Source organism: Pseudomonas sp. 34 E 7 (genome assembly GCF_900005715.1).
Taxonomy (GTDB): domain Bacteria; phylum Pseudomonadota; class Gammaproteobacteria; order Pseudomonadales; family Pseudomonadaceae; genus Aquipseudomonas; species Aquipseudomonas orientalis_A.
Genome location: NZ_CVTX01000095.1, coordinates 48,872 through 73,701, shown reverse-complemented (window position 1 = coordinate 73,701; position 24,830 = coordinate 48,872). Strand labels below are relative to the sequence as shown.

Below are 24,830 nucleotides of genomic sequence, written 5' to 3'. Positions count from 1 at the left end.
CCGCCACAATGGCCAGGAGGTCAACGGTTACAACCACAAGGGCATTCGCGGCAAGCTGGAATTCACGCCCGATGACGACGTGAAGCTGACCCTGATCGCCGACTACATGCAGTCCCACGATGACGCACCCAATGGTGTGGTCAGCCAGTCCCTGAGCCCGGCGTTCGGCAACGCGTTGAGCCCGGTTCGCGCCTCCAGTGACAACCGCGACATCAACACCGATACCCGCAGCCATGTGCAAGACACCAACAAGGGCTTGTCGGCCCAACTGGACTGGAACCTGGGCGACTACACCCTGACGTCGATCACCGCCTGGCGCGGCTGGGACAACACCCAGTATCAGGACGGCGACCGCCTCGGCACGGTCAGCGCCGCCTTCCCCGGCACCGCCGACAAGGGCGACCTGGCGTTCGACCAATACTCCCAGGAACTGCGCCTGGCCTCCCCCAAGGGCGAGTTCCTCGAGTACGTCGGTGGCCTGTTCTACATGCATGGCAAGGACGAGGAAACCTACCGGCGCACCCTCACCACCACTACGCGCACCGACCGGGGCATCGCCGACTACAGCACCACCAGCGACAGCTACGCGGCGTTCGGCGAGACCACCCTCAACTTCACCTCGCGCTTTCGCGGTATCGCCGGGTTGCGCTATACCCATGACGACTTGAAGTACGACCACCGTCGCGTGTCCACCTCGTCCACCACCGTCAGCGGCATTCAACCGGCCACCGCAAGTTCCGGCTCGGTGGACGAGGACGGGTGGTCGGGCCGCCTCGGTGTACAGTACGACCTGAGCGACAGCGTCACCAGCTACCTGACTTACTCGCGTGGCTACAAAGGCCCGGCGTACAACGTGTTCTTCAACATGCAGCCGCGTGACACCGAGGCGTTAAAACCGGAAACCTCCAACACCTGGGAAGCCGGGATCAAGGCCAGCGCGTGGAACAACCGCCTGACCACCAACCTGGCGGTGTTCCACAGCGCCTACGACAATTACCAGGCCAACTTTTTCGACACCGTCGCCGGCCAGGTGGTGACGCGCCTGATCAACGCCGGCAGCGTCAGCACCGAAGGAGTCGAGCTCGATTACGCGCTGCAGGCCACCCAGCAACTCAAGCTCTCCGGCGCCCTGGCCTATACCCGTGCGCGCATCGACCAATTCGCCTGCCCGCCGGGCGCGGCGGCCACCTGCAACGTGAATGGCAAACCCCTGCCGTACAGCCCGGACTGGAAAAGCTACGTGCGCGCCGACTACAGCATCCCCCTGGATAACGGCCTGGATATCGAACTGGGCACCGACTACAGCTGGCAGAGCGAAGTGCAGTACGACATCAGCCAGAACCTTGATACCAAGCAAGGTGCGTATGGCATCTGGAACGCCAGCGTGGCCCTGGCCGACTACACCCACGGCTGGCGCGTGGCACTGCTGGCGAAGAACCTGGCCGACAAGTCCTACTCACCGCTGCTGGCCAGCGGCGGCAACTACATCTACCGCGCCGTGCCCCGTGACGATGAACGTTACGTCGGCGTGCAACTGCGCAAGGATTTCTAGCATGAGCCGTCAACTCAAACTCGGCGCGTTCCTGATGGCCACCGGGCACCATGTGGCCGCGTGGCGCCACCCGGATGTGCCGGCCAATGCCGGGCTGGATTTCGCCCACTACAAGCACCTGGCACAGGTAGCGGAAGCGGCGAAGTTCGACGCCCTGTTCGTGGCCGACAGCATTGCCGCCGCCACCGGTGAGGTCGCCAGCCGGATGGCGCGGTCGGATCATTTCGAACCGCTCACCCTGCTCTCGGCGCTCAGCGCCGTGACCGAGCATATCGGCCTGATCGCCACCGCCACCACCAGCTACAACGAGCCCTACCACGTGGCGCGCAAATTCGCCTCGCTGGATCACCTGTCCGGCGGCCGCGCAGGCTGGAACCTGGTGACCTCGGACAACGCCGCCGAAGCGCTGAACTTCGGCCGCGATGAGCATCTGGGCCATGCCGCACGTTACAGCCGCGCGCGCGAGTTTCATCAAGTGGTGACGGGGTTGTGGGACAGCTGGGACGACGACGCCTTCGTGCGCGACAAGGCCAGCGGGGGCTATTACGACCCGCTCAAATGCCATGTACTGGACCATGTGGGCGAGCATTTCCGGGTCAAAGGCCCGCTGAACGTGGCGCGCTCCCCCCAGGGCCAGCCGGTGATCGTGCAGGCCGGCTCTTCGGAAACCGGCCGTGAACTGGCGGCGCAGACCGCCGAGGTGGTGTTTACCGCACAGACCTCATTGGCCAATGCCCAGGCCTTTTACCGCGACCTCAAGGGGCGTATGGGCCGCTATGGGCGCGAGACGGACTCGCTGAAAATCATGCCGGGCGTGTTGGTGGTGGTCGGGCAGACCGAGGCCGAGGCCCGGGCGAAATTCGACACGTTTCAGGAACTGGTCGAGCCCCAGGTGGGTGTGGCGTTGCTGGGACGCATGCTGGGTAATTTCGACCTGTCCGGCTACCCGCTGGATGGACCGTTGCCGGCGCTGCCCTTGACCGACAGCGGGCAACGCAGCCGCCAGCAACTGTTGAGCGAGCTGGCCCATCGTGAACAACTGACACTGGCGCAACTGGGGCGGCGGATTGCCGGCGGACGCGGTCACTACAGCCTGATCGGCACGCCGGAGCAGATTGCCGATGAACTGCAGCACTGGTTCGAAAACGGCGCGGCGGATGGTTTCAATATCCTGGTGCCGCACCTGCCGGGCGGGCTGGAGGACGTGGCCCGCTGGGTGGTGCCGGAACTGCAACGGCGCGGCGTGTTTCGTCGCGAATACAGCGGCACCACACTGCGGGAAAACCTCGGTTTGGCGCGGCCCGCAAATCGTCTTGGCACCACTCGATCCCGGGCGCTATGAGATCAAATGTGGGAGGGGGGCTTGCCCCCGATGGCGGTGTGTCAGCCACATAATTCATACCTGACAGAAAGCCATCGGGGGCAAGCCCCCTCCCACAGGTTGATGTGTGTTTACATGCCTCAGAAATCGGCGGTTGCCGACAACAGGCAGGCACTACACTGCGGGAAAACCTTGGTTTGGCACGGCCCGCAAATCGTCTTGGCACTACTCGATCCCGGGCGCTATGAGATCAAATGTGGGAGGGGGCTTGCCCCCGATGGCGGTGTGTCAGCCACATAATTTATAGCTGACAGAAAGCCATCGGGGGCAAGCCCCCTCCCACAGGTTGATGTGTGTTTACATCCCTCAGAAATCGGCGGTTGCCGACAACAGGCAGGCACTACACTGCGGGAAAACCTTGGTTTGGCACGGCCCGCAAATCGTCTTGGCACTACTCGATCCCGGGCGCTATGAGATCAAATGTGGGAGGGGGCTTGCCCCCTCCCACAGGTTGATATGTGTTTACATCCCTCAGAAATCGACGGTGGCCGACAACAGGTAGGTACGCGGTGTCGACAGGGTCAATCCCGGCTCGCTGTCATCCGAGGCGCCGGCCGAACTCCAGTAGCGCTTGTCGGCGACGTTCTCCACATTGGCGCGCAGGGTGATGTGCTTGTCATCGACCTTGAACGCGTAGCGCGCGCCCACGTCGATGCGGTTCCAGGCGTCGATCTGCTTGACGTTGGACTGGTCCAGGTACTGTGAGCTGGAGTAAATGCCGCGACTGGTCAGGGTCAGGCCTTCCAGCGTCGGCACGTCCCACTCGGCGCCCAGGTTGACGTTGTATTTGGGCGTGGCGGGCGCGCGATTGCCGTCGAACGTGCCGTTGGTGGTGTGGGTCAATTCGCTGTCGATGACCATCACCCCGCCGAGCAGGCGGAACCCCTTCAGCGGTTCGCCGAACACGCTCAATTCCATCCCATTGTTCTGGCGTTTGCCGTTGGGGCCGAACACCCGCGAGGTGGCGTTGGTCTCATACGCCGGTTGCCTGATACGGAACACCGCGGCGGTCACGGCAAAGGCACCGGCGTCGTACTTGGCGCCTGCTTCGATCTGGCGGCTGATGAAGGGCGGGAAGATTTCGTCCTCGTTGATCGAGGTGGACGGTGCGACCTTGCCCTGGCTCAGACCTTCCATATAGTTGGCGTACAACGACAGCTTGTCGGTGGCCTTGAACAGCACGCCACCCGAGGGCGAGATCTTTTCTTCATCGTAGGCGGTGGCGCCTTTGACGTTGTCGGTCCAGTCATCCACCTGCACCCGCTGCCAGCGCGCGCCAAGGGTCAACAGCAAACGGTCGTCGAAAAAGCCCAGGGTGTCGGACAAGGCCACGCCGCTGAAGGTGTTTTCGGTATAGACCTTGGAATCAAAGCGCGTCGGCCGCGAGGGCACCCGGGTCTGGACCGGGTTGTAGAGGTTGCTCGGCGCCGCCGCATACCGCGCGCCGCCGTTTTCAAAGTCCATGTAGAAGTAGCTGGCCGCCAGGTTGATTTCATGACTGACCGGCCCGGTGTGGAACCAGCTGCGCACGCCGGCAGTGGCGGTGCGCACGTTCTCATCGCGGGTAAAATCACGCGGCAGCACGCTGAAATCCCCAGCGTTATTGGTGACCGACACCGCGTGGCGCAGGAAGTCATGGTTGCTCTTACGCGCGCCTACCCCGCCGTATAGCATCACACTGTCGCTGAGGTCGAACTCGCCGTTGACCGTGCCAAAGGTGTCGTTGGTACTGGCCTTGCTCCAGGACTGCGCGTAGTTGCGTCGCACGTCATTGGCGCTCGGCACCCTGGCATTGGCGCCGACCTGCACACGCTCCTGGGGCGCGTCGGTGTCGCGCTCGGTACGGCCGATATCGGTGGAAAGGCGCAGGCGCTCGCCGCGAAAGTCCAGGCCGAGCACCGCCATTTCACGATCGACCGACTGATGGTCCCACTCCGTATCCCCGGCCTGCTTCACCCCGTTGAAACGGATGCCGAATTTGTTGTCCTCGCCAAACCGACGCCCGATATCCACCGCGCCACCGGCCTGGCTGTCGGAAGCCCAACTGCCGGTGAACGAATTGATGTCCTTGTCGGTAGCCCGCTTGGGCACCACGTTGATCCCGCCGCCGACACTGCCGCGTGGGGAGATGCCATTGATCAACTGCGTCGGGCCCTTGAGGATATCGACGCGGTCGGCCATTTCCATGTCGATGGTGTAAGTCGGCAACACACCGTACAGGCCGTTGTAGGCCACATCGCTGTTGAACAGGCTGAACCCACGGATGGTGAACTGCTCATAACGCCCACCGGCCGGATTGGTGGCGCGCACCGAAGGGTCGCTGGCGATCAGATCGCCGAGGGTACGCGCCTGCTGGTTCTTCACCGCATCGGCGGTGTAGGTGGTCATGCTGAACGGCGTCTCCATGAAGTCCCGCGCGCCCAGCAGCCCTTGCGAACCACGACGCGCCACCTGACCACCGGCATAGGTGTCGCCGTCGGCCAGCCCCGTGGTGCCCACGATCGATGTCGGCGCCAATTGCAGGCTCGCGCCCTCCGGCACCGCCACCAGCACATACGCCTGCTCCCCCATCGGTTGCAATTGCAGGCCGGAGCCTTGCAGCAACCGCGCGAAGCCTTCCTCCACGGCGTAATCGCCAGACAGGCCACTGCTGCTGCGGCCGCTGACCAACGCCGGATCGACCGACAGGTTGACCCCCGCCAGCCCGGCGAAACGCGTCAGCGCCGCGCTCAAACTGCCGGCGGGTACCTGGTAGCTGCGACGGGCGGCGGCGTCTTCGGCGTAACTGAACGGGATGAACAGCGGGCTGGTGCTGAGGCTGAGCATCAGGCTCAGTTTCAGTAAGGGACGCAAGGACAGGTTGGGGACTGCGGGCATGGGAAGGCTCTCGATTTTATTCACTGCCTGGAATGACAGGCGAGGTGAAAAAAAGGGACAGCCTGCAGTTGAATAATTATTCCTGGGCGCGATTGGATAGCCACCCAGGTATCGCCGTCGCCTCCATCGGCCTTGCGATCAAATATCCCTGAACCTCATGACAGCCCCACCCGCTGACAAGCTCATACGTTTGAAGGGTCTCAACACCCTCAGCCACCACGCGGTACCCCAACGAATGGGCAAGTTTGATAATTGTGCGTACCAGACGCTGACTCCTGGACTGCTGAACCAGGTTTTCAATCAGTGAACGATCCAACTTAACGACACTGGCGGGCAGCCGTTGCAGGTGGGACCAGTTACTGTAGCCCGTTCCGAAGTCATCAATGGCAATCTCGATACCCAACGCTCGCAGCTCTTTGAGATGGAGCAGCACGCTATCGAAGTCACCTATACGGGCGCTTTCAGTCAACTCCACTTCCAGTAACCGAGGATCGAAATCAGCCTGTCGAACCCTATGGACCAGCGCGCTTATGAATACTGAAGACTCAATATCCTGCACCGTGACATTGATCGACACTTTGAAATTCAAGCCCTCACGCTGCCACTGAGCCGCCTGGTCGATCGTGTTGCGCAAGACCCACAGACTGATCTGCCCCATCAACGCTGTTTTTTCAGCCAGCGGGATGAACTCGGAAGGCCCGATTGCCCCCAGAAGCGGGTGCTCCCAGCGCAGTAGCGCCTCAACCGACGTGCATGTTCCGGTGCCTATATCAATACGAGGCTGGTAGACCATTCGAAATTGTTCATCACTGGCTATAGCCGTTGCCAGCGAGCTCAGGATAATAAAAGTGCGCTGCTGCGCGGCGTCCAATTTATCTTCGTAGTAACCCCAGCCAACCATTCGATCCCGGGCATCATCGGCGGCGCTGATGGCCAGACGCAGACACTCATGCGGCGACTTGCCTGCCCCCTCAAGTTTCAACAAGCCCACGCCGACGGTCATCTGCAAAGGAATGTCGTGGCACAGTACTGGCGTGATGTAGTCATTGATAATGGCTTTGCTGACAGCTTCTGCAATGGGGTACGGCAAAATAAGGCCGAACCGTGTAGGGCTGATTTTGTAAAGCCGCGATTCGGATGGGACAATCCCTAACAGGCGCTCCTTGATAGCCAGCATCAATTCCAGGGAAAACTCATAGCCCAACGTCTTGACTATCTCGTTCAAAAAGTCGGGAGAGATCACATCAATCACGACGATACTGCAGACTTCTGCGCGATTCTGAGCATTGCCGATGTCGCTCTCAAGCCGAGCGCGGTTGTACAGGCCTGTGGCCGGGTCAACATAGTTTTCCGATCTGAGCGCAATGATTCGACTCATCACCAGTCCAGCCAGATGCCTGAGCATTGAGGCATCTTGCTCGCTCATCATTGGCCGGGTGACGGTGTCGATCACGCACAGAGCGCCAAGACCCAAACCGTCGTCAGTGGTCAGGGGCGCGCCCGCGTAATAGCGGATGCCTGGAAGCCCGGTGACCAGGGGATTGTCCTGGAAACGCAGATCGAGCGTCGCGTCCAGCACCTCGAGAAGCTCGTGCGAGTACAAGGTATAAGCACAGAAAGATTCGCTGCGGGGCGTTTCATTGATGCTCACGCCGACCTTGGCGCGGAACCACTGTTTGTGTTCATCCACAATTGAAATGAGCACGATGGGTGCCCGGAAGTATTCAGCACAGAGCGCAACGATTTGATCAAACGTACCATCGCGCTGATCGTCGAGCAGACATAGCTCTCGAATACGCAGAAGACGACGTTGCTCAAGGGTTGACAGATCTTCAGCGTGTTCCATCAGACTCTCAACGAAGGTAATGAGATAGAGGACGATTGTTCGACGTCCAATGCATACGCAGTGCGACCGACGATTCCTGCGCGACCTAAGCCACTTGAGTCGCGAACCTGCCCACCGCCTCGACGACTCTCTTGGCGCCATCCTGAATTTCAACAATGACCTGGCCGGCCTGCGTGGCAAGTTCAAGGCCTTGCTCTGCCTGGGATTTACTGTTTGCCATCTCGGCCACGGTTTGTTCCACCAGCTTCTGGTTCTGCAACACAACCGATGCGATTTCTTCAGTCGCGGTACTGGTGCGGCCGGCCAGTTGTCGAACTTCATCGGCTACCACAGCGAAGCCTCGCCCCTGCTCACCTGCGCGAGCAGCTTCAATCGCCGCATTCAATGCCAGCAAGTTGGTTTGCTGCGCAATGCTGCTGATCGTCTGAATGATCGAGCTGATCAACAACGACTGCTTGCCGAGCGCCTCTACCCCGCCGGAGGCAGCCTGCATATCACCCGCGACTTTACGCATGGTGTGCATCGTATCGTTGACTACGACGGCTCCGCGCTGAGCAGTTACATCCGTCTGCTGGGAGATCTCAAATGCCGTTTGGGCTGCTTCACTGACGTCCTGTTCACGCGCGACCTGGTCGGTGATAACCGTCGCAAACTTGACGACTTTGCAGAGCGTTCCTTCGGTGTCATAAACCGGGTTATACGTCGCTTCCAGCCATACCGTCCTACCGCTGCTGTCAACACGCTCAAATCGCCCGGCGACAAACTCACCCTTATTCAAGGTAGACCAGAACTCCTTGTATTTCTGCGACGACGCTTCATCCGGCCTGCAGAAAATACGGTGGTGACTGCCCTTTGCCTGGTTCAGGTTGTAGCCCATCGCTTTCAAGAACTGCTCATTGGCCATGAGTACATGCCCGGAAAGATCGAACTCGATCACGGCCGTCGAACGAAGTAATGCATCGATGAAGGATGTGTTTTCCGACGCTTGTTCCACGCGCGAAGTGATGTTTGTGGCATGGCAGGTCACATGGCTCAACTTGCCATTTTCATCCTTTACAGGTTGCCAATGTGCGTGAAGCCACACCAGGGAACCATCGGCGTGCAGGTATCGGTATTCATCAGAGATGGACTTACCCGCCGCTACCGCTGCTCGAAAGTTGTGGAAGCATGGGAGCTTGGATACGTACTGCGGAACAACATCAGCCATGGCGCGACCCAGGAGCCGATCCTGGTCGTAGCCCAAGGCGCCTGCGAAATGTTCGTTGCAGGCGATAATTTTGAATGCCGGGTCGATACTCATCGTCAGCATTTCGCGGTTCAGGCCATCGCGCAGTTGGCGCAGCTCCAACAGCTCTGCCGTTTGAGCGTGAAGCTGGTTCTTGAGTTTGGTATTGAACATGGAAAACCGCCTATAGGGTCATAACAAGTCTATCGGCACCGCCTGCATGATATTGAGGCCGTTCGACGCAGATAAATGATGGGAGGTTAAAGTACCGACCTGCGCCCCCGACGTGTCAACGACGCCGTCCTGCGCCAACCTGGCGCCCTAAGCGGCCGTGAAGAACGCCACTTTCGCCGTAAGGCGATCCGCCAGCTGCGAGAGTTCCATGCTAGCGGTTGCAACCTGATGCGAACCGGTGGCTGATTGCACGGTGGAGCCGTGAATACGGTTGATGTTTTGAGCGACATCATCGGCCACGCCACTCTGCTGTACGGAAGCGCTGGCAATCTGGGCGTTCATATGACTGATGGCGCCAACCTGCTCGCTGATCCTGGCCAGCGCACTCTGCGCGCTGCGGGTTTGTGTGACGGTTTGGCTTGCCAGCTCGCAACTGTTGCGCATGGTTTGCGAAGCGGCTTCTGTCCCCACTTGCAGCGTGCTGATCATCTCCCGAATTTCCTCGGTGGACTGCTGGGTACGGTTGGCCAGCGAGCGCACTTCATCAGCGACCACCGCAAATCCGCGCCCATGTTCTCCTGCCCTCGCCGCTTCAATAGCAGCGTTCAGCGCCAGCAAGTTGGTTTGAGAAGCGATGGAGTTGATGACATCGATCACTGACCCGATATTTTCACTGTATTTGGATACCTGATTTACGGTACCCGTGGTTTGATCCAGCATTATTGCCAGTTGCTCAATGGCAACGGCAGTGCTGGCAACCAATCGATTACCGTTTTCCACTTCGATGTCGGCCAGGCGGGAAGCATCAGCCGCCTGCGCGGCATAGCCGGATACTTCGCTGACCGTCGCGGCCATTTGCGTGATGGCCGTAGCCACCTGCTCGGCTTCATGGGTTTGCAGGTTGATCTGGTCATTGTTGGTCGACGAGGTGGCCGACAATTGGATGGAGGAATGATTGACCTCCTGGGCTGCCCCGCGCACTTGTTGAATAGTCTGCGCCAAGTGCACAAGCGCGTCTTTGAGCACCCCCATCACGCTCTTGGGGTAATCAGTGGAAATCGTCTGGTTCAGATCACCCGCCGCCAGACGCTCAATGGCCAATGCCACCTCAGTGGGCTCCGCGCCCAATGTCGATTTAACGAAGCGAATAATCACCGCCGATAACGTGATGCTCAGCAGCAGGGCAATACCGGTCGCGATCAACATCAGGGTACTGAACTGGCTGGCCGTTTCCTGCACCGCGCCGAGCTTGGCCTTGATGGATGCCTCTTCATAGTCAATCAGCGCATTCACGCGTTTTAACCACTCGCTGTAATCCAAAGACGTTTGACGCATCAGCAGCGCCTGGGCTGCGGGAATGTCCCCCGCTCGGCGCAGTGAAATGACCGCCTGGGTGGATGTGAGGGTTTGTTGTTCAATCTCCTTGATTGCGGTCAGCAGTCGAAGCTCTTCGCCCGTCACGCTTGCGCGTGTGAACAACTGATCCATCGGCGCCGCCGAGTCGGCGTAGGCTTGCTCCAGGGCTTTGATCTGCGACAAGTATGTGTCCAGATCATGGTCGCTGGTCACGAGCACCGCATCCCGGATAGCAATGGCGCGGTTATGCACGCTGCCACGGAAGTTGATGGCGTAGCGCTGCACCTTTGCCGCGTTTTCACCGACATCGCCCAACGTGGCATCGATGAAGCCAACACGCTGAATGCCGATGGCTGTGATCATCGTCAGAAGCGCCAGGATGGCTGCGAAACTCAGCCCTATGCGTGTGGCCAACGAAAGCGTTTTCTTCATGGCTTACTCTGAAATATGCCCGTCATGGGACTGGATTGATGCGGATGACGCGAGGGGCGCGGTGAGCCAATCACGCTGGGTGGGTTGAAGATACGTCGATGCCGGATAACCAATCCATTGAGTATTACGCACTGCATTGATAGCTCAGTGCTATCACGCGGGCATGGGTCAGGTTGGAAAAGAGCGAGCTTGCAGAAAACAAATGAATTTATTTTCGGTATGGCCCCTGGGATCAAAGGCGTCGGCCGCGAGGGCAGCGGGGTCTGGAGTCACTCCGGTTATACCCCCTTGAATGCAAAAGCTGTAACACAGTTAACCCATGCCTCCGCGACTTTGCTGTTACAACAATGCCAAAACCTCTTCACCAGTGACGCTCACGATGAATCAAACTCCCTCCTCCCATTCAACAAACGCAGGGTACTGGGTGGGCAAGCTGACGCCGCCGCAGGTGTTGCCGACATCTGTTGCGCGAGAAACGCTGTTGGCTTCCCTGAAGCAGAACGCGCCTGTCCCGCTGACGTTGCTGACGGCTCCGGCGGGCTATGGCAAAACCACCTTGCTGATGCAATGGCATGCAGCTGTGCGGCAACAAGCGCCCGATACGGTATCGGCCTGGCTGTCGCTGGATGAGGCTGATGTCGAACCCAACCGTTTTCTGGCCTACCTGATCCTGTCCCTGGACCAGGCTGGGGTTGAACTGGCGCACTTGCCCTCTCTGGCGGCCTCACAGGCGATGGACGTGCAGCCACGACGCACACTCAATGCCTTGTTGCAGGCACTTGCCCGGGAAAACCGGGTAGTCACCCTGTTTCTGGATGATTACCATCTCGCTGCCAGTGCCGAGGTCAGCGCCATTTTGAGCCATTTGCTGGAGCATGCGGCGCCTTGGCTGCACTGGGTGGTGGCCAGCCGCGCACAACCGGACTGGCCATTGTCACGTTGGAAAGCCAAGGGTTGGGTACACGAAGTCTGTGCACAGGCGTTGACCCTGTCCCTTGAAGAAACCCGTGGCATTCTCGGCGCTGATCTGGACGCCGCTGCCTTGTGCCAGGTACACAAGGCCACCGAAGGGTGGGCCGTGGCAGTGCAACTGGCCCGCTTATGGCGCACGAGTAACGACGGTTCGATTTATGGTCTGACCGCCTTCTCCGGCGGTGTGGCGGATGTCGCCAACTACCTCACCACGCACATATTCACTAGCCTGTCCGAAGACTGCCAGTCACTGCTGCTGCAGACGAGCCTGCTGCAACGCTTCAATGCCGACCTGGCAGATGCGGTGGGTGGTCGTCATGACAGTGCCGAACGGCTGCAACAACTTGCCCACCTGGACACCTTGCTGATTCCGCTGGATCCGGAGCGCCAATGGTTTCGCTACCACACCCTTTTGCGGGATTTCCTGCGACTGCGAGTCAACAGCCGGCAGCGCCAGTCTATTCATTGCGCTGCGGCACACTGGCTCGCGGGCCAGAAGGATTGGAGCCAGGCCGTTCACCATGCGCTCAAGGCTGACGACATCCCATTGGCGGTGAGCCTGGTGGTCAGCGCCGGGGGGTGGGAGCTGGTATTGCACCATGGCATCCGCTACGCCCAAGGTCTGCTGCAACAGTTCGATGCCGCCACATGCAACAGCCATCCCGATCTCCTGCTGCTCCAGGCCTATCTGCACGCCAAGCTGGGCGATCACGCGCTGTCGACGCAGTTGCTGCAACGCGCCAGCGGCAAGGTCGCCGCAGACGCGCGACTGGCCCGCGACTTTCACGTCATCCAGACCCTCGCAGCGGCCTATCACGACCACCTGGACACTCTTGACGCCGACACCCTGAGCGTCCATGCCGGCCCCTCCGCCCTCGACCAGACACTCGCGCAAGCCACCCTGGAGTGCGTGCTGGCCCTGGCCGCCCTGACACGCGGCGAACTGGAATCGAGCTTGCGCACCATCAGAGATGCACACGTCAAAATGCGCGTCATTGCCAGCCCACGCGGCGAAAACTATTGCCGTATTCACGAGGCGCAAGCCCTGGCACTCGCTGGACGTATCGATGAAGCAAGTGTGCTGCTGGAGCAGGCCCTGACGTTTGCCACCCGGCAATTCGGCCAGGAAAGTTCATTGCGGGCGCTGGTGGGCTGTTTCAAGGCCAGGCATCTGTATTGGCAAAGTGAATGGGCGCAGACCCGGCCTTGGCTCGAGGACGGCTGGGCCGCGCTGGAGCATGCCGACGGTTGGCTGGATATTGTCGCCGTAACGGCTGAACTCACCTGGCGCACGCGGTTGCGTAGCCATGGCCTGCACGCGGCTCTATTGGAACTGAACCATGTCGACCAACTGGCTGATGCCCGCCAATGGCCACGTTTATCAAGGTTGGTGCAGGCCTGGCGTATCGATGCGTGGGTGCAGGGAGGGCAACTGCCTATCGCCCGCCAGGCGCTTTTACAGATGGACCTGGAGCGCATCGCCAACTGTGCCCAGGATTGGCGTGGTCAAGAAGCCGCCACGCTGGCATTGGCCCGTCTGCAGTTGCAGAGCGGCCTCTCGGCTGCCGCGCTGACCCGCCTGCAACGTGTCGCCGCGCAGATGGAGACAAAAGCGTTGCTCCTGCCGGCCTGGCGCTTGAGGTTGATGGCCTTGGCCGCCAGCGGCAAGGTGCGCACGCTTCATGCCGAGGACACCGAACAGACCCTGGCCCCGATCATCCAGCATGGCCTGCCAGGATTGCTCCTGGAAGTCGGGCCGAGCCTGCTGCCGGCGTTGTTGGACTATCCGGCGCCACCACCGATGCTCACCTCGGTGATCAAGCGATTGCGCGGCTGGCGGGCACATCCCATGCCCGCACACAGCGTGTTGAGTGCAAAGGAACGCCAGGTGCTGAGCCTGCTGTCTCAGGGTCAATCCAACAAAGCGATCGCGCTCGCATTGGATATCTCCGAAAACACCGTGAAATTTCACCTCAAGCACCTGTTCGCCAAACTGGGAGTGGACAACCGCACAGCCGCCATCAGCGCGGCACTGCGCGAAGGCTATCTCGACACCTCGCTCTGAGCCGCAAACCTACCCACCTGGGTAGGGGCAACGCGCGATTGCCCGCCCCTTACCCGCCCCGCCCGTAGCAACCTGCCCGAGGCCCTGCCTAGCATCGTGACCATCCGCAGAGGAGGGTCGCGACGGCAGCCATCTCCTGTGCCTGACAAGAACAACAAACCTCAGGAGATGCACTGTGCAATCAAACCGCAAGACTGTGCGCGTCGCGACCGATGTGGGGGGCACCTTCACCGATCTGGTGTACTTCGAGAACGATCCCGTCACCGGTCAACAGACGATCCGTACCGCTAAGGTCGATACCACCCCGCCGAACTTTGCCCAGGGCATTCTCAATGTGATCCGCAAGGCTCGGGTCACCCTGTCGCAGGTTGATTTTCTCGCCCATGGCACCACGGTGGTCATCAACGCCTTGACCGAACGCCGTGGGGTCAAAACCGCCCTGATTACCACACGAGGTTTTCGCGACATCCTGGAAATCGCACGCGCCAACCGGCCCGACTATTTCAACCTGAAGTGGGTCAAGCCCGCCCCGTTCGTGCCGCGCTACCTACGCCTGGAAGTTGCCGGACGCCTGTGCACCGATGGGCGCGAACGCGAGCCGTTGGCGCTGGATGAACTGCCGGCCATGATTGAGGGCTTGCGTGCCGATGGCGTTGAAGCGATCGCCATCTGCCTGCTGCATGCCTATGCCAACCCCAGCCACGAACAGGCGGTGTTGAACGAGGTAAAACGCTTGTGGCCCGAGGTCTCGGTGGTTGCCTCGCACCAGATCACCCGCGAGTGGCGCGAATACGAGCGCACCAGTACGACGGCCCTCTCGGCCTATGTGCAACCGATCGCCGCCCGCTACCTGGATGAGCTGGAGGCTGGCCTGCGCAGCGAGGGCTATCAGGCGCCGCTGTACATCATGCAGTCCAATTGCGGTGTCGACAGCGTGGCCCATGCCCGCGATATCCCTATCACCATGGTCGAGTCCGGGCCGGCCAGTGGCTTCTGGGCAGCGGCCGAATTGGGCCGGTTGATCGATGAGCCCAACCTGCTCGGGCTGGACATCGGCGGCACCACGGCCAAATGCGCGCTGATCCGCAACGGTCAGGTTGCGATCAAGACGGACTATTGGATCGAGCGCGACCGAATCAATGCCGGCTACCCGATCATGGTGCCGGTGGTGGACCTGGTGGAAATCGGCAATGGTGGAGGCTCCATCGCCTGGGTCGACGCATTCGACAAGCTGCATGTCGGCCCACAGTCCGCCGGCGCCGTGCCCGGCCCGGCCGCCTATGGCCAAGGTGGCACCGAGATCACCACCACCGACGCCAATCTGGCGCTGGGCCGCATCAATGCGCAGTACTTCTGCGGCGGCGAAGTGAGCGCCGACGTCAAGGCCGTCGCCCAGGGTTTCAACGCGCTGAGCGAGCGCCTGCAACTGCCTGCCGATGAGATCGCACGCGGCGTAATACGCCTGGCCAACAACAATATGGTCAACGCCTTGAAGCTGGTGTCATTGAGCCGTGGCCACGACCCACGCGAGCTGACGTTGATGGCCTTTGGCGGTGGAGGTGCACTGCATGCAGTGGCCCTGGCCCAGGAACTGGGGGTTAAAAAGGTCATCGTCCCCCGTGGGGCCTCGGTGTTCTCGGCATGGGGCATGACGCTTTCGGATCTGCGTCGTGACTTGTTCATCAATCGCTTTGTTGACACCACGCAGTCACAGGCCCTGGAGCACACCCAAGCATTCCTGGAGGAACTGGTGGCCAGCGCCCGCGAGCAGTTCACGGCCGAGGCTGTGCCCCCGGAGCGGGTCGAACTTCAGGTGCATTGCAAGCTGCGTTACCAGAACCAGGAGCATTCGGTGGAAGTACCGCTGGGCCTTGATGAACGCCTGGACAGTGACTGGAAACACATCGCACAGCGCTTCCACACGCTTTATGAACAGCACTACACCTATCGCCTCGAGGCGCCGCTGGAGATTGTCGGTTTCCATCTGGTCGCTGTCGCCCAAATCGACAAGTTGATCCCCCAGGCCCTCCCCGTCACCGGGCGCACGATTGACGCCGCCCGCAAGGGCCAACGCCAAGTCGACTACGCCACGGACGGCATTCACGAAGCGGCCATTTATGACTACGCCCTGCTGGAGCCGTACATGTGCTTTGACGGCCCCGCCGTGATTGAAGACGCCGGCACCACCGTCGTGGTTCACCCGCACAACCACGTGCTCGTGGACCGCCTCGGCAACCTGCACATCACGCTCAACGGCTGACGGGGATATCACCATGCATACACTCGACATCTTCACCCGCGACATTATCCAGAACTCGCTGCAAGCCATTGCCGACGAGATGTTCGCCGCCATGCGCAAGGCGGCGATGAGCCCGGTGATCTACGAGGTGCTGGACATGGGCACCGGCATCACCGACACCCACGGTGACATCGCCAGTTCCGGGGCCGGGATCCCGGCCTTTGTCGGCGTGCTGGACAAGGCGGTCAAACAGATCCTGCTGCACCATACCGGCCCCGACGATATCCAGGACGGCGATGTCTTCATTTGCAACGACCCTCACAGCGGCGCTGTGACCCACCTCAATGATGTGGTGCTGGCCATGCCGGTGTTCGCCGACGGGCGGCGTGTGGCCTGGACCGCCAACATTGCCCATTGGAACGATGTCGGCGGCATGGTGCCTGGGTCGCTGTCGACCCAGGCCACCGATATCTTCCAGGAAGGTTTGCGCCTGTGCTCGGTCAAGCTGATCAGCCGCGGCCAACCGATTCGCTCCGTGTTGCAGATCCTGCGCGCCAACACGCGCATGCCGGACTTCATGGAGGGCGACCTGTGGGCGGGCGTGGCAGCGGTGCGCAGTGGAGCCTTGCGCCTGCGTGAGCTGACCGCCAAATACGGCACGGACCTGTTCCTGATGGCCATGCAGGACTTCATGGACTTGGGCGAAAAGGTTTCGCGCAAGGCCCTGATGGAGCTGCCCAATGCCAGCCTGTTTCTGGAGGAACCGCAGGACGACGGCAGCCTCTTCAAGGTCACCGTACACATTCATGACCACACCTTGACTATCGACTTGCGCGACAACCCCGACCAGTGCGCAGGGCCAACCAACCTGAGCCGGGACGGCGCCGTGGTGGCGGCGCAGATGGTCTTCAAGGCGCTGACGGCACCGCAGGGCATCACCAACGGCGGCACCTTCCGTCCGCTGACGGTGCTGACGCGTCCGGGCTCGCTGTTCGATGCCCAGTCACCGGCGGCTGAAGGCTTCTATTTCGAGAACCTGATCCGCGTGCATGACCTGATCCTGCGCTGTCTGGCCCAGCGGTTCCCCAATCGGCTGCCCGCCGGCAACTTCGCTTCGGTCTGCGCCACCATTATCGGCGGTCGGCATCCGGACACCGGCCGCGTTTTTACCCTGGTGGAGCCAGAGATTGGTGGTTGGGGCGCTGAGCCCGGACGCGATGGCAACAACGCCGTTTATTCCGGGCTGCACGGCGAAACCTACAACTGTCCGGTTGAGGTGTGCGAGGCCCGCTACGGCCTGTACGTGGAACGCATGGCGTTGAACGACGAACCGGGCGGGCATGGGCAGTTCCGGGGCGGTCGCGGCATTTGCATCGACTACCGCGTGCGGGCCGACGGCAGCTTCCTGACCTGCGGCTACACCCGCTCGGTCGTACCACCATGGGGCTTGCAAGAGGGTCTGGACGGCACGCCCAACTACGTCGAAGTCCTGCGCGGTGACCAGCCGCCGCAACGCTACGCCATGGCCAGCGCAGTGCCGCTCAATGCAGGCGACCTGGTACGCGTACGCACCGGTGCCGGCGGGGGCTACGGACCGCCGGCCGCACGCGACCCCGCCGCCGTGCGCAACGACCTGAAGAATGGCTACCTCGACGAACGAACGGCATACGCCGTGTACGGCGTCATGCCCTGACCCCAACCCGCCGCCAAGCGGCGGCCTTCCCATGCGTTCACCTACAACAATAAGAGGGAATCGTCATGTTGCAACATCCGTTGACGCGCTTCGGCGCTGTGGTTTCGCTGGCGCTGGTGCTGGGCAACAGCCCTTCGGCCCACGCCGAACAGTTCATTGGCTTTGGACAACCCGGGTTGCCCGGGCGCTGGGCCCTGGAAACCTTTCCCGTGTTCAACCGCGACGCCGAAGGCAATGTACGTGCTGGCGGCAACACGGTGCTGGCGTACTTTTCCGAAACCGGCTTTACCGACACCACCCGCGATCAATTGCAGTTCTGGGTGGGCGCCGTCCCGGGTTACGCCAGTACCCAAGGTGCGAAGAACACCAGCCCATGGGGAATTGCCTCCCCCAATCTCGGCCTCGCCTACTACTACAACGTGCTTGAACCCACCAGTGCCTACGGCGCTGCGGACTACACCACGTTCTGGGTCAACCCGACACTGATGGTCGAGTTTCCCAACGGCAACAACGAGGTCGCCGGCTACGGTGCCTTTGCCAACCGTTACGCGGTCAGTTTCAGCGTGGCCAACTATTGGCGGCAGGGCAAATTCGCCGCCACTTTCACCCCCGCCGGCGTGCATTACGCCGCACGCAATCGCAACTCCACCGACCTGGGGGACGGCGACCTGCGCCAGCTGCGTGGCGGCATCAGCTACTGGTTCGCCGACATTGCCGCAGGCTACCTGGTGCGCGATGACCTCTGGCTGGGCGTGCATCACGTCTACCACGTCAATAACCGCGCGGCCGCAAGCTTTGCATCGTCGCGTGTGGGAAAGATCGGCCCCTCCATGACCTACACCGGGTTTGCCCAACAAGAGCTCTTCCTGTCCGCCAATATGAATTTCGATTACTACCGCAGCGCCAATCTGCCGCGCTCCACTGAACTGACCATGGCGCTGGTGAAGTTCTTCTAGCCCTGGCACCCCTTTGATGTGAGGACATCGCGCATGGATACTGCAACAACCCCTCCCCTCCAGCCCCACGATGTAGCGGTTTCGGTACGCTGGCTCAATCCGATTGGCTGCCCCACCTTTGATGCACCGATTGCCGACTTACTGCACGGCATTAAACAACCGTCGACCCACGTTGAAGTGGTGTCCTTTGACATGGCGCCCAGTCCGACGCACCTGGAATACCGGACCTATGAGGCACTGACCTATGAACGCACCGTTCGCATTGCGCGTGATTGCGCCCAGCAGCACATCGACGCCTTGGTGATCGGCTGCTTCTACGATCCGGCGCTGGAGGACGCGCGAGAAATTTCCGGCAACTGCCTGGTTGTCGCGCCCTGCCAGTCGAGCCTGCAGGTGGCCGCACAACTGGCCAACCGCTACTCGATTATTGTCGGGCGTGACAAGTGGATGGAGCAGATGCGTGGGCGCGTTCGTGGCTATGGCGCGGGAGATCGACTTGCTTCGATGCGCGCACTCGCAATGGGCGTCGATGAATTCCAGAAAGACCCTGCCCTCACCCGGCGCCGCATTATTGAACAAGCCATTCGGGCCGTCGAAGAAGACGGCGCCGAAGCCATTATCCTGGGTTGCACCATTGAGTTCGGCTTCTTTGAGCAAGTGCAGCGTGAGGTGGGCGTGCCGGTTATCGATCCCGTCGTGGCCGCGTTCAAGATGGCCGAGGCGCTGGCCGGCATGAAGCAACGCTTCGGCTGGTCTCCAAGTCGCGTTGGCAGCTGCGAGCCACCGCCTGAAAGCGAGATCACAACCTTTGGCCTGTTCCAGGGCCCCGTGCCCATCGGCAATCGCGTGGACGCCTAGCGTCTCAACCTTGAGATGGCCGAGCGGCCATCTCCCTTAAAGGGACCTCACCCTCATGAGCGAATCCATTGCAATGCCCAAGCACGAAGCACGCTCCACCCGGCAAGTGGGCGACGTTTTCCGCGATGTGCCCCTGACCCGCGAGCACCTCAAGTGTTGCCTTGCGTTGTTCTTCGTCTTCGCCATCGAGGCGTGGGAGATGATGATCATTGTCTACACCGCGCCGCTGATCGCCCAGGACTTTGCGCTGGACGCTTTAGCCGTCGGCCACCTGATTGGCGCCATGTTCATCGGCATGCTGCTGGGCTCGTTGATCTGGGGCAAGCTGGCCGAACGCATCGGACGCAAGGGGGCGGTGATCTGGAGCCTGGCCAGTTACGGCGTGATCTCGCTGGCCAGCGCCTTCGCGCCGGACTACATCACCCTGTACGTACTGCGACTGCTCTCCGGCGTCGCGGCCGTGGGCATGATGGTGGTCACCTTCGCCCACTACCAGGAGTTGTTGCCTGTGCGCCAGCGAGGCGCCTTGACGGTATACCTGGCGTCGGGCTGGCCAATCGGCATGCTCCTGGCGCTGGGGGCTACCGTGTGGCTAATGCCCTATGGCTGGCGCACGGTCATTGCGGTGAGTTCACTCGGTGGCCTGTGGGCACTGGTGGTCGCGCGCTGGGTGCCGGAGTCGCCGTACTGGCTGGCCAGTGTGGGGCGCCAGCCGCAGGCCCGCGCCGTGCTCGCCCGCCTGAGCCGAGGTGCCGTGCAGGTGCCGCAGGACTGCCAACTGCAGGTGGACACGGTCAACCGCGGTCGGCAACGGGAGCTGTTCGCCCCGGCGTTGTTGAAAGTCAGCGCGTTGCAGATCCTGGTCAATTTCACGTTTTCCTGGGGCTATTGGGGCCTGCAAACCTGGCTGCCGACGTTGCTGCAACAACGCGGCCTGACCCTGCCGCAGAGCTATGGCTTCATCGCGCTGTCAGCGCTGTGCATGATCCCCGGCTACATAGCCGCGTCATGGTTGACCCATCGCTATGGTCGCAAGAAGATCATCGTCGGTTTTATCAGCGCCTCGGTGATCGCCGGCTATGGTTTTGCCAACTCACAAACACTGGAGATGCTGTACCTGAGCAACTTCGCGCTGGCGTTCTTCAGCCTGGGTGCCTGGGGCGTCTGGGGCACCTGGATCGCCGAGTTGTACCCCACCCGGCTACGCACCATCGGTTACGCCTGGGCGATTCTGGCCCAACGCATCGCCAACATCCTCGCCCCCTCCTTGATCGGTGCGCTGGTGGCCTATGGCACCTCGTTCAACATCACCACCACCTTCATCAACGCCTTCATGCTGGTCACCGTGGTGCTGACGCTGTTCATTCCCGAAACCGAAGGCAAGACACTGGACTGACGTGCAACACATCGCGCTTTCACACGCGCCCCTCGGCGGTCACCGACATCCGCCCGTCAGTGACTGCGTTTGAATAGCAGCACGCCGCGAGCTTAACGGATCGCTTCCACGGGTCCGCTACAGCCGCGTCGATCACGACTACCAGAAACGGAATTCACCATGAACAATGAACATCGAGTGCAAGGCATTACCCTCGCCATGCGTCGTGCCCCCTACCAGAACAACGGTGCCACACCTTGGTACTCAACCCTGCACCTCGGCACCCCGGGGCAACCCTTGAAATTCTCGCTGGACACGGGCACCAACATCACCTGGGTCACCTCCAGCCTCTGCGCAGCGGATCGGTGCCAGCACTACAGCGCAGGCCGGTTTGACTGTGAGGCGTCCAGCAGCTTCACCTTCACGGACTGCCTACAACGGCCCTACAGCTTTGGTCCATGGGGAACCATGCAGGTCGAGTCGGGCGCGGACGTATTGCACATCGACCAGACGCCGCTACCCACCCAACTGCTACTGGCGGCGGACTACGACGGTGTGCAGTTTCGCCAATTGGATTGGGACGGCGGCATTGGCTTGCCCAGCAGCAGCGCCTATGTCGACGGCCGTAGCGCGTTCGTGTTTCAGGCGTTAATGAACAGCGGCAAGGTTGATCCCACACACCCCTTCATCGCCTTCGATTGGGATGCCGCATCACGGCGCGGCAGCAGTCAGTTGGGCGGCGTTGATGCCAGCAAGACCCGCGGCCCGCACCTATTTCTGCCGTGGTCGCTCTACAACAAGGTCGCTGGGGTGGAATACATCTGGTCCACGCCACTCACCTCCTACGCCGTCGGCGGCCAGGTGCTGGCCACAGACCTGAGCTTTGCCCTGGACTCCGGTTCCTCTCGGTTCAAGGGAGACGACCGGCTGATGCGCCAGACCCTGGCGTGCATCGCTCAAGGTGGCTCCCCTGACGTGGTCCTTGGTTTTGCCGATGGCGAGATTACACTCGGGGCCAACCTCTACAACGTACTGATTGAGGAAGGCCCCGGCAAAGGCAAAACCCTGCCTCAATTTGAGCCACTCGGCCTGGCCGACCTGATACTGGTGGGCGCATTGGTGATGGAACATTGCTACACCGTCTATGAGTACCGCGTGGTCCAATGCCGTCCGGGTGCGTACTCATTGGCGCCCGCCGGCGTGTGGCTCTTCAATCGCCCAGGCGGTCCGCAGATCATCACGCGTTCGTCCTCGCAACCGTTCGACACGGCCCCCAGACCACTCAGCCATGGAAAGCTCAGCTTCAACGCCGAAGCGCCTTCGCGGCCGATGTCGGCCGCAGGCACCTGGCAGAATGACTATGGTTCGGTCATGACGCTGACGCTTGAAGGGAACCGGATCAGCGGCACATACCAATCCTCGACGGGTTCCACAGGCAAATATGCGGTGGCGGGCTATCAAGCACCCGCCACCAACAACGCAGAACAAGGCCTTCCAATAGCGCTGGCCATCGAATGGCATTCCTTGGGTGATGACCCCGCTGATCCCAGCTGGCACTGGTCTTCCGGGCTCAGCGGACAAATGCTGCGCGTGAAGGACCAGGACAGGCTGGCACTCTCGCACCTGCTGGTGGCCACCCGTGACTTCCCGGGGCTTGCTGACCAGGGCACCTACGTCGACAAGTTGCTGTATCACAGAGTCGCCTGCGAGCCGCAAAAACCACCGGTTAGCGCGCCCACATCAACGCCGGACATTGCAGACCCCCTGAGCGGTACCTGGGCCGCCGTTGATGGAAGCCGCTTGAGCCTACGTGTGCATGCAAGCCAGCACCATGCGTTTGGCTATGTCAGCGGCACACTGTCGGCCAGCACCGGCGAATCCGAGGTATCCGGGTTCACCGACATCAATGCCCGGGGCAACGGCCTACCCTTGCAATCGGTCAGCCTGACGACAACAGCACGCGAAGGCGACACCGCGCTGTGCCTATCCGGCTCGGTCGACTTGATGGATCACAGCTTGACGGTCCTGGTCATGGCCAGCTCGCCAACCAGCGTTGTGCACAGCTATGTGCAGACGCAGGTGAAGTCCCTGACGTTCTATCGGCAAGATGCGCAGCGGATACTCACGAGGCAGCGCGCCGAATGCCTGCCATCGCTCGAAACCTAAGTAAAACGGCGACTGAGGACCCCGCCAAGGGCTCACGCAATAGCCCTGTATGTCACCGGCCTTGGCCTGATTGGGTAGTTTCAGCCAATCAATGACTTCCTTGCCGAGGCCCCTTATGGCACCGACTCACATCGCTTGCGCCTTTCTGTATGTCCTATTGCTGAGCACTGTCTGGCCTGGCCACGCCAGAGACTTGGCCGAGGGCCTTACCGAACAGTCACCTTCGGTGGCACTTGAAAATAAAAACCACCGGTACCCGCAATGGACCGGCATCGGTTCACTGAAAAATGCCTTGGGCCAGACCTGCAATGCCGTTCTGCTGGACACGCGCAATCGCCGGGGTAAGGCCGTCGGTCCGGCGTATGTGCTGACCAGCGGGCATTGTGTGTTCTACAGCTACGGTACAGCGCGCATCCGCCAGGCGTTCAACGCCGATGTGACCTTCAATTACTTTCATGACACCCCCGAACGGCATGCCACCTACGCCGTCAAGACAGCACATTGGAGCAGCATGGCGGGCACTGACCTGGCCATACTCGAACTGGATACGTCACTGGCCGCGCTGGTGGCCAGCGCGATCATGCCACTCAAGCTGGCTTCTCATCGTCAGACATCGGATCGAGAAGTGATCAACGTGGGCGCGCCGACCGGTTTTCTGAAAAAGGGCCTGCGCATGAGTGTCTGCGTGGAGTCGCCCCTGAACAGTTTTGCCGAACACCCCGGCGTGTTTCCCAGCGCCTTGCACAACCGCTGCAACGGTCTGCGCCCAGGCAGCTCCGGCAGCCCGATGCTGGACCGCAACACCAATGAAATCACCAGCATCATCAGCAAGGTCGCGTCTGCCATTCAGAAGGACATTCTCAACAGCTGCCAGAACAACTCGGCGTGCGAAGCGGCCAAATTCAATTACAGCTATCCCGCCAACGACGTGTACTACTGCTTTGTAGACGGTGTTTTCCGTAACGACACCCCAACCTGCCAGCTCAAGGCCGTTGACATCACGCTGGACGAGCCGTGGGATCTGAAACCGTATGTGCACTTGCAACGTGACGCCGCCGACCAAATTACCCGTCCGACCTGGAACCTGAGGTTCTCGATCCAGGAGCCGTTCTACCGATTCAAGGCCGTGAATGACATCAGCGATTGCGCACGCACGCACGGCTACCAAGTCGCTGCCGGCTCTGACGAGGCCTATATCGACCAGCCCATCGGCCCAGTGCTGGGGCCGCATGTGCTATGCATACTCGGCGTGCAAAAGGCCGAGCAGCCGCTGACCCAAGCATTGCTGCGCAATGTGTTCACCCATTCGGTATTCCTGACCAACCCGGCACCGGCCCCGCAGCTCAAGCACCGCTATCACATCGCCTGGGAAAGCCAGCACAACGGTTTCAACCGGCATTACTACTACAGCGTGAACCCGGCGATCAGCACCCTCTGCGGCGATATTGACGACGATCGCTACACCCTGGCCACGGATGGCATTTTTCTTGATATAGCCGAGCTGCCGATCACGCTATGCAGTTATGCGCGTAACAGCGCCGGGCAACCGTCGGCCATTCGTACAGACGTGATCAAAGGTGCGACGGTTCGCTCGCAGCGTCATGCGAGGTGAGGCAGCTGGCCACGGCCTGTCAGCCCACCGGCAACGCTGGGGAGGGGGGTG

At 61.0% G+C, this 24,830-nt stretch carries 13 protein-coding genes and 2 pseudogenes; 10 read left to right on the top strand and 5 right to left on the bottom strand.

The annotated features are described in order from the left end of the window. Positions 1 to 1,552, top strand: a 1,552-nt coding sequence (locus BFP96_RS06735; protein WP_065935875.1) for a TonB-dependent receptor, incomplete at its 5' end; no start/stop codon positions are given. A 1-nt stretch (position 1,553) separates the two neighbouring features. Beyond that, the gene (locus BFP96_RS06730; RefSeq protein ID WP_065935874.1) at positions 1,554 to 2,894 is read left to right on the top strand and encodes an LLM class flavin-dependent oxidoreductase; all 1,341 of its coding nucleotides are present in this window, start codon (positions 1,554 to 1,556) and stop codon (positions 2,892 to 2,894) included. A gap of 510 nt (positions 2,895 to 3,404) precedes the next feature. On the opposite strand, the gene BFP96_RS06725 is transcribed toward BFP96_RS06730, so the two are convergent. The 5 genes and pseudogenes from BFP96_RS06725 to BFP96_RS06710 form a co-directional block, all read right to left on the bottom strand. Continuing rightward, positions 3,405 to 5,810: a TonB-dependent receptor gene (locus BFP96_RS06725; protein ID WP_065935873.1), complete on the bottom strand. Its 2,406-nt coding sequence runs from the start codon at positions 5,808 to 5,810 to the stop codon at positions 3,405 to 3,407. 76 nt (positions 5,811 to 5,886) lie between these two features. Beyond that, positions 5,887 to 7,656 (bottom strand): putative bifunctional diguanylate cyclase/phosphodiesterase, encoded by a 1,770-nt coding sequence (locus tag BFP96_RS06720; protein ID WP_065935872.1) that lies wholly within the window; start codon positions 7,654 to 7,656, stop codon positions 5,887 to 5,889. Between the two features lie 85 nt (positions 7,657 to 7,741). Continuing rightward, a pseudogene (locus BFP96_RS31735) lies at positions 7,742 to 8,176 on the bottom strand (methyl-accepting chemotaxis protein); the annotation flags it as partial. A gap of 105 nt (positions 8,177 to 8,281) precedes the next feature. Further along, positions 8,282 to 8,956, bottom strand: a pseudogene (locus BFP96_RS31730) (PAS domain-containing protein); the annotation flags it as partial. A 246-nt stretch (positions 8,957 to 9,202) separates the two neighbouring features. After that, a complete protein-coding gene (locus BFP96_RS06710) occupies positions 9,203 to 10,843 on the bottom strand; it encodes a methyl-accepting chemotaxis protein (RefSeq protein WP_065935871.1) in 1,641 nt (546 codons plus the stop codon). A gap of 481 nt (positions 10,844 to 11,324) precedes the next feature. Here BFP96_RS06710 and BFP96_RS06705 point away from each other — a divergent pair, with 481 nt between their 5' ends. The 8 genes from BFP96_RS06705 to BFP96_RS06670 all read left to right on the top strand — a co-directional run bounded on the left by BFP96_RS06705 (position 11,325) and on the right by BFP96_RS06670 (position 24,779). Continuing rightward, on the top strand, positions 11,325 to 13,880 hold the full coding sequence (locus BFP96_RS06705; RefSeq protein ID WP_256548838.1) for a LuxR C-terminal-related transcriptional regulator: 2,556 nt from the start codon (positions 11,325 to 11,327) through the stop codon (positions 13,878 to 13,880). Positions 13,881 to 14,055: 175 nt separating this feature from the next. Beyond that, entirely contained in the window at positions 14,056 to 16,140 is a 2,085-nt protein-coding gene (locus tag BFP96_RS06700; RefSeq protein WP_065892496.1) for a hydantoinase/oxoprolinase family protein, read from the top strand. A gap of 13 nt (positions 16,141 to 16,153) precedes the next feature. Next, complete coding sequence (locus BFP96_RS06695) at positions 16,154 to 17,812, top strand: hydantoinase B/oxoprolinase family protein (protein WP_065935870.1); 1,659 nt, start codon at positions 16,154 to 16,156, stop codon at positions 17,810 to 17,812. A gap of 65 nt (positions 17,813 to 17,877) precedes the next feature. Continuing rightward, complete coding sequence (locus BFP96_RS06690; RefSeq protein WP_065892494.1) at positions 17,878 to 18,768, top strand: hypothetical protein; 891 nt, start codon at positions 17,878 to 17,880, stop codon at positions 18,766 to 18,768. Positions 18,769 to 18,801: 33 nt separating this feature from the next. After that, entirely contained in the window at positions 18,802 to 19,626 is an 825-nt protein-coding gene (locus BFP96_RS06685) for an aspartate/glutamate racemase family protein (RefSeq protein ID WP_065892493.1), read from the top strand. Between the two features lie 55 nt (positions 19,627 to 19,681). Next, the gene (locus BFP96_RS06680; RefSeq protein WP_065935869.1) at positions 19,682 to 21,022 is read left to right on the top strand and encodes an MFS transporter; all 1,341 of its coding nucleotides are present in this window, start codon (positions 19,682 to 19,684) and stop codon (positions 21,020 to 21,022) included. 159 nt (positions 21,023 to 21,181) lie between these two features. Next, entirely contained in the window at positions 21,182 to 23,167 is a 1,986-nt protein-coding gene (locus tag BFP96_RS06675) for an avidin/streptavidin family protein (RefSeq protein ID WP_065935868.1), read from the top strand. A gap of 115 nt (positions 23,168 to 23,282) precedes the next feature. Further along, on the top strand, positions 23,283 to 24,779 hold the full coding sequence (locus BFP96_RS06670) for a trypsin-like serine peptidase (protein WP_065935867.1): 1,497 nt from the start codon (positions 23,283 to 23,285) through the stop codon (positions 24,777 to 24,779). Positions 24,780 to 24,830: the final 51 nt, after the last annotated feature.

Bases quoted from the DNA above. Each gene is read 5' to 3' on its own strand.
- BFP96_RS06730 (WP_065935874.1), top strand. From the start codon at position 1,554: ATGAGCCGTCAACTCAAACTCGGCGCGTTCCTGATGGCCACCGGGCAC.
- BFP96_RS06725 (WP_065935873.1), bottom strand. From the start codon at position 5,810: ATGCCCGCAGTCCCCAACCTGTCCTTGCGTCCCTTACTGAAACTGAGC.
- BFP96_RS06720 (WP_065935872.1), bottom strand. From the start codon at position 7,656: ATGGAACACGCTGAAGATCTGTCAACCCTTGAGCAACGTCGTCTTCTG.
- BFP96_RS06710 (WP_065935871.1), bottom strand. From the start codon at position 10,843: ATGAAGAAAACGCTTTCGTTGGCCACACGCATAGGGCTGAGTTTCGCA.
- BFP96_RS06695 (WP_065935870.1), top strand. From the start codon at position 16,154: ATGCATACACTCGACATCTTCACCCGCGACATTATCCAGAACTCGCTG.
- BFP96_RS06690 (WP_065892494.1), top strand. From the start codon at position 17,878: ATGTTGCAACATCCGTTGACGCGCTTCGGCGCTGTGGTTTCGCTGGCG.
- BFP96_RS06685 (WP_065892493.1), top strand. From the start codon at position 18,802: ATGGATACTGCAACAACCCCTCCCCTCCAGCCCCACGATGTAGCGGTT.
- BFP96_RS06680 (WP_065935869.1), top strand. From the start codon at position 19,682: ATGAGCGAATCCATTGCAATGCCCAAGCACGAAGCACGCTCCACCCGG.
- BFP96_RS06675 (WP_065935868.1), top strand. From the start codon at position 21,182: ATGAACAATGAACATCGAGTGCAAGGCATTACCCTCGCCATGCGTCGT.
- BFP96_RS06670 (WP_065935867.1), top strand. From the start codon at position 23,283: ATGGCACCGACTCACATCGCTTGCGCCTTTCTGTATGTCCTATTGCTG.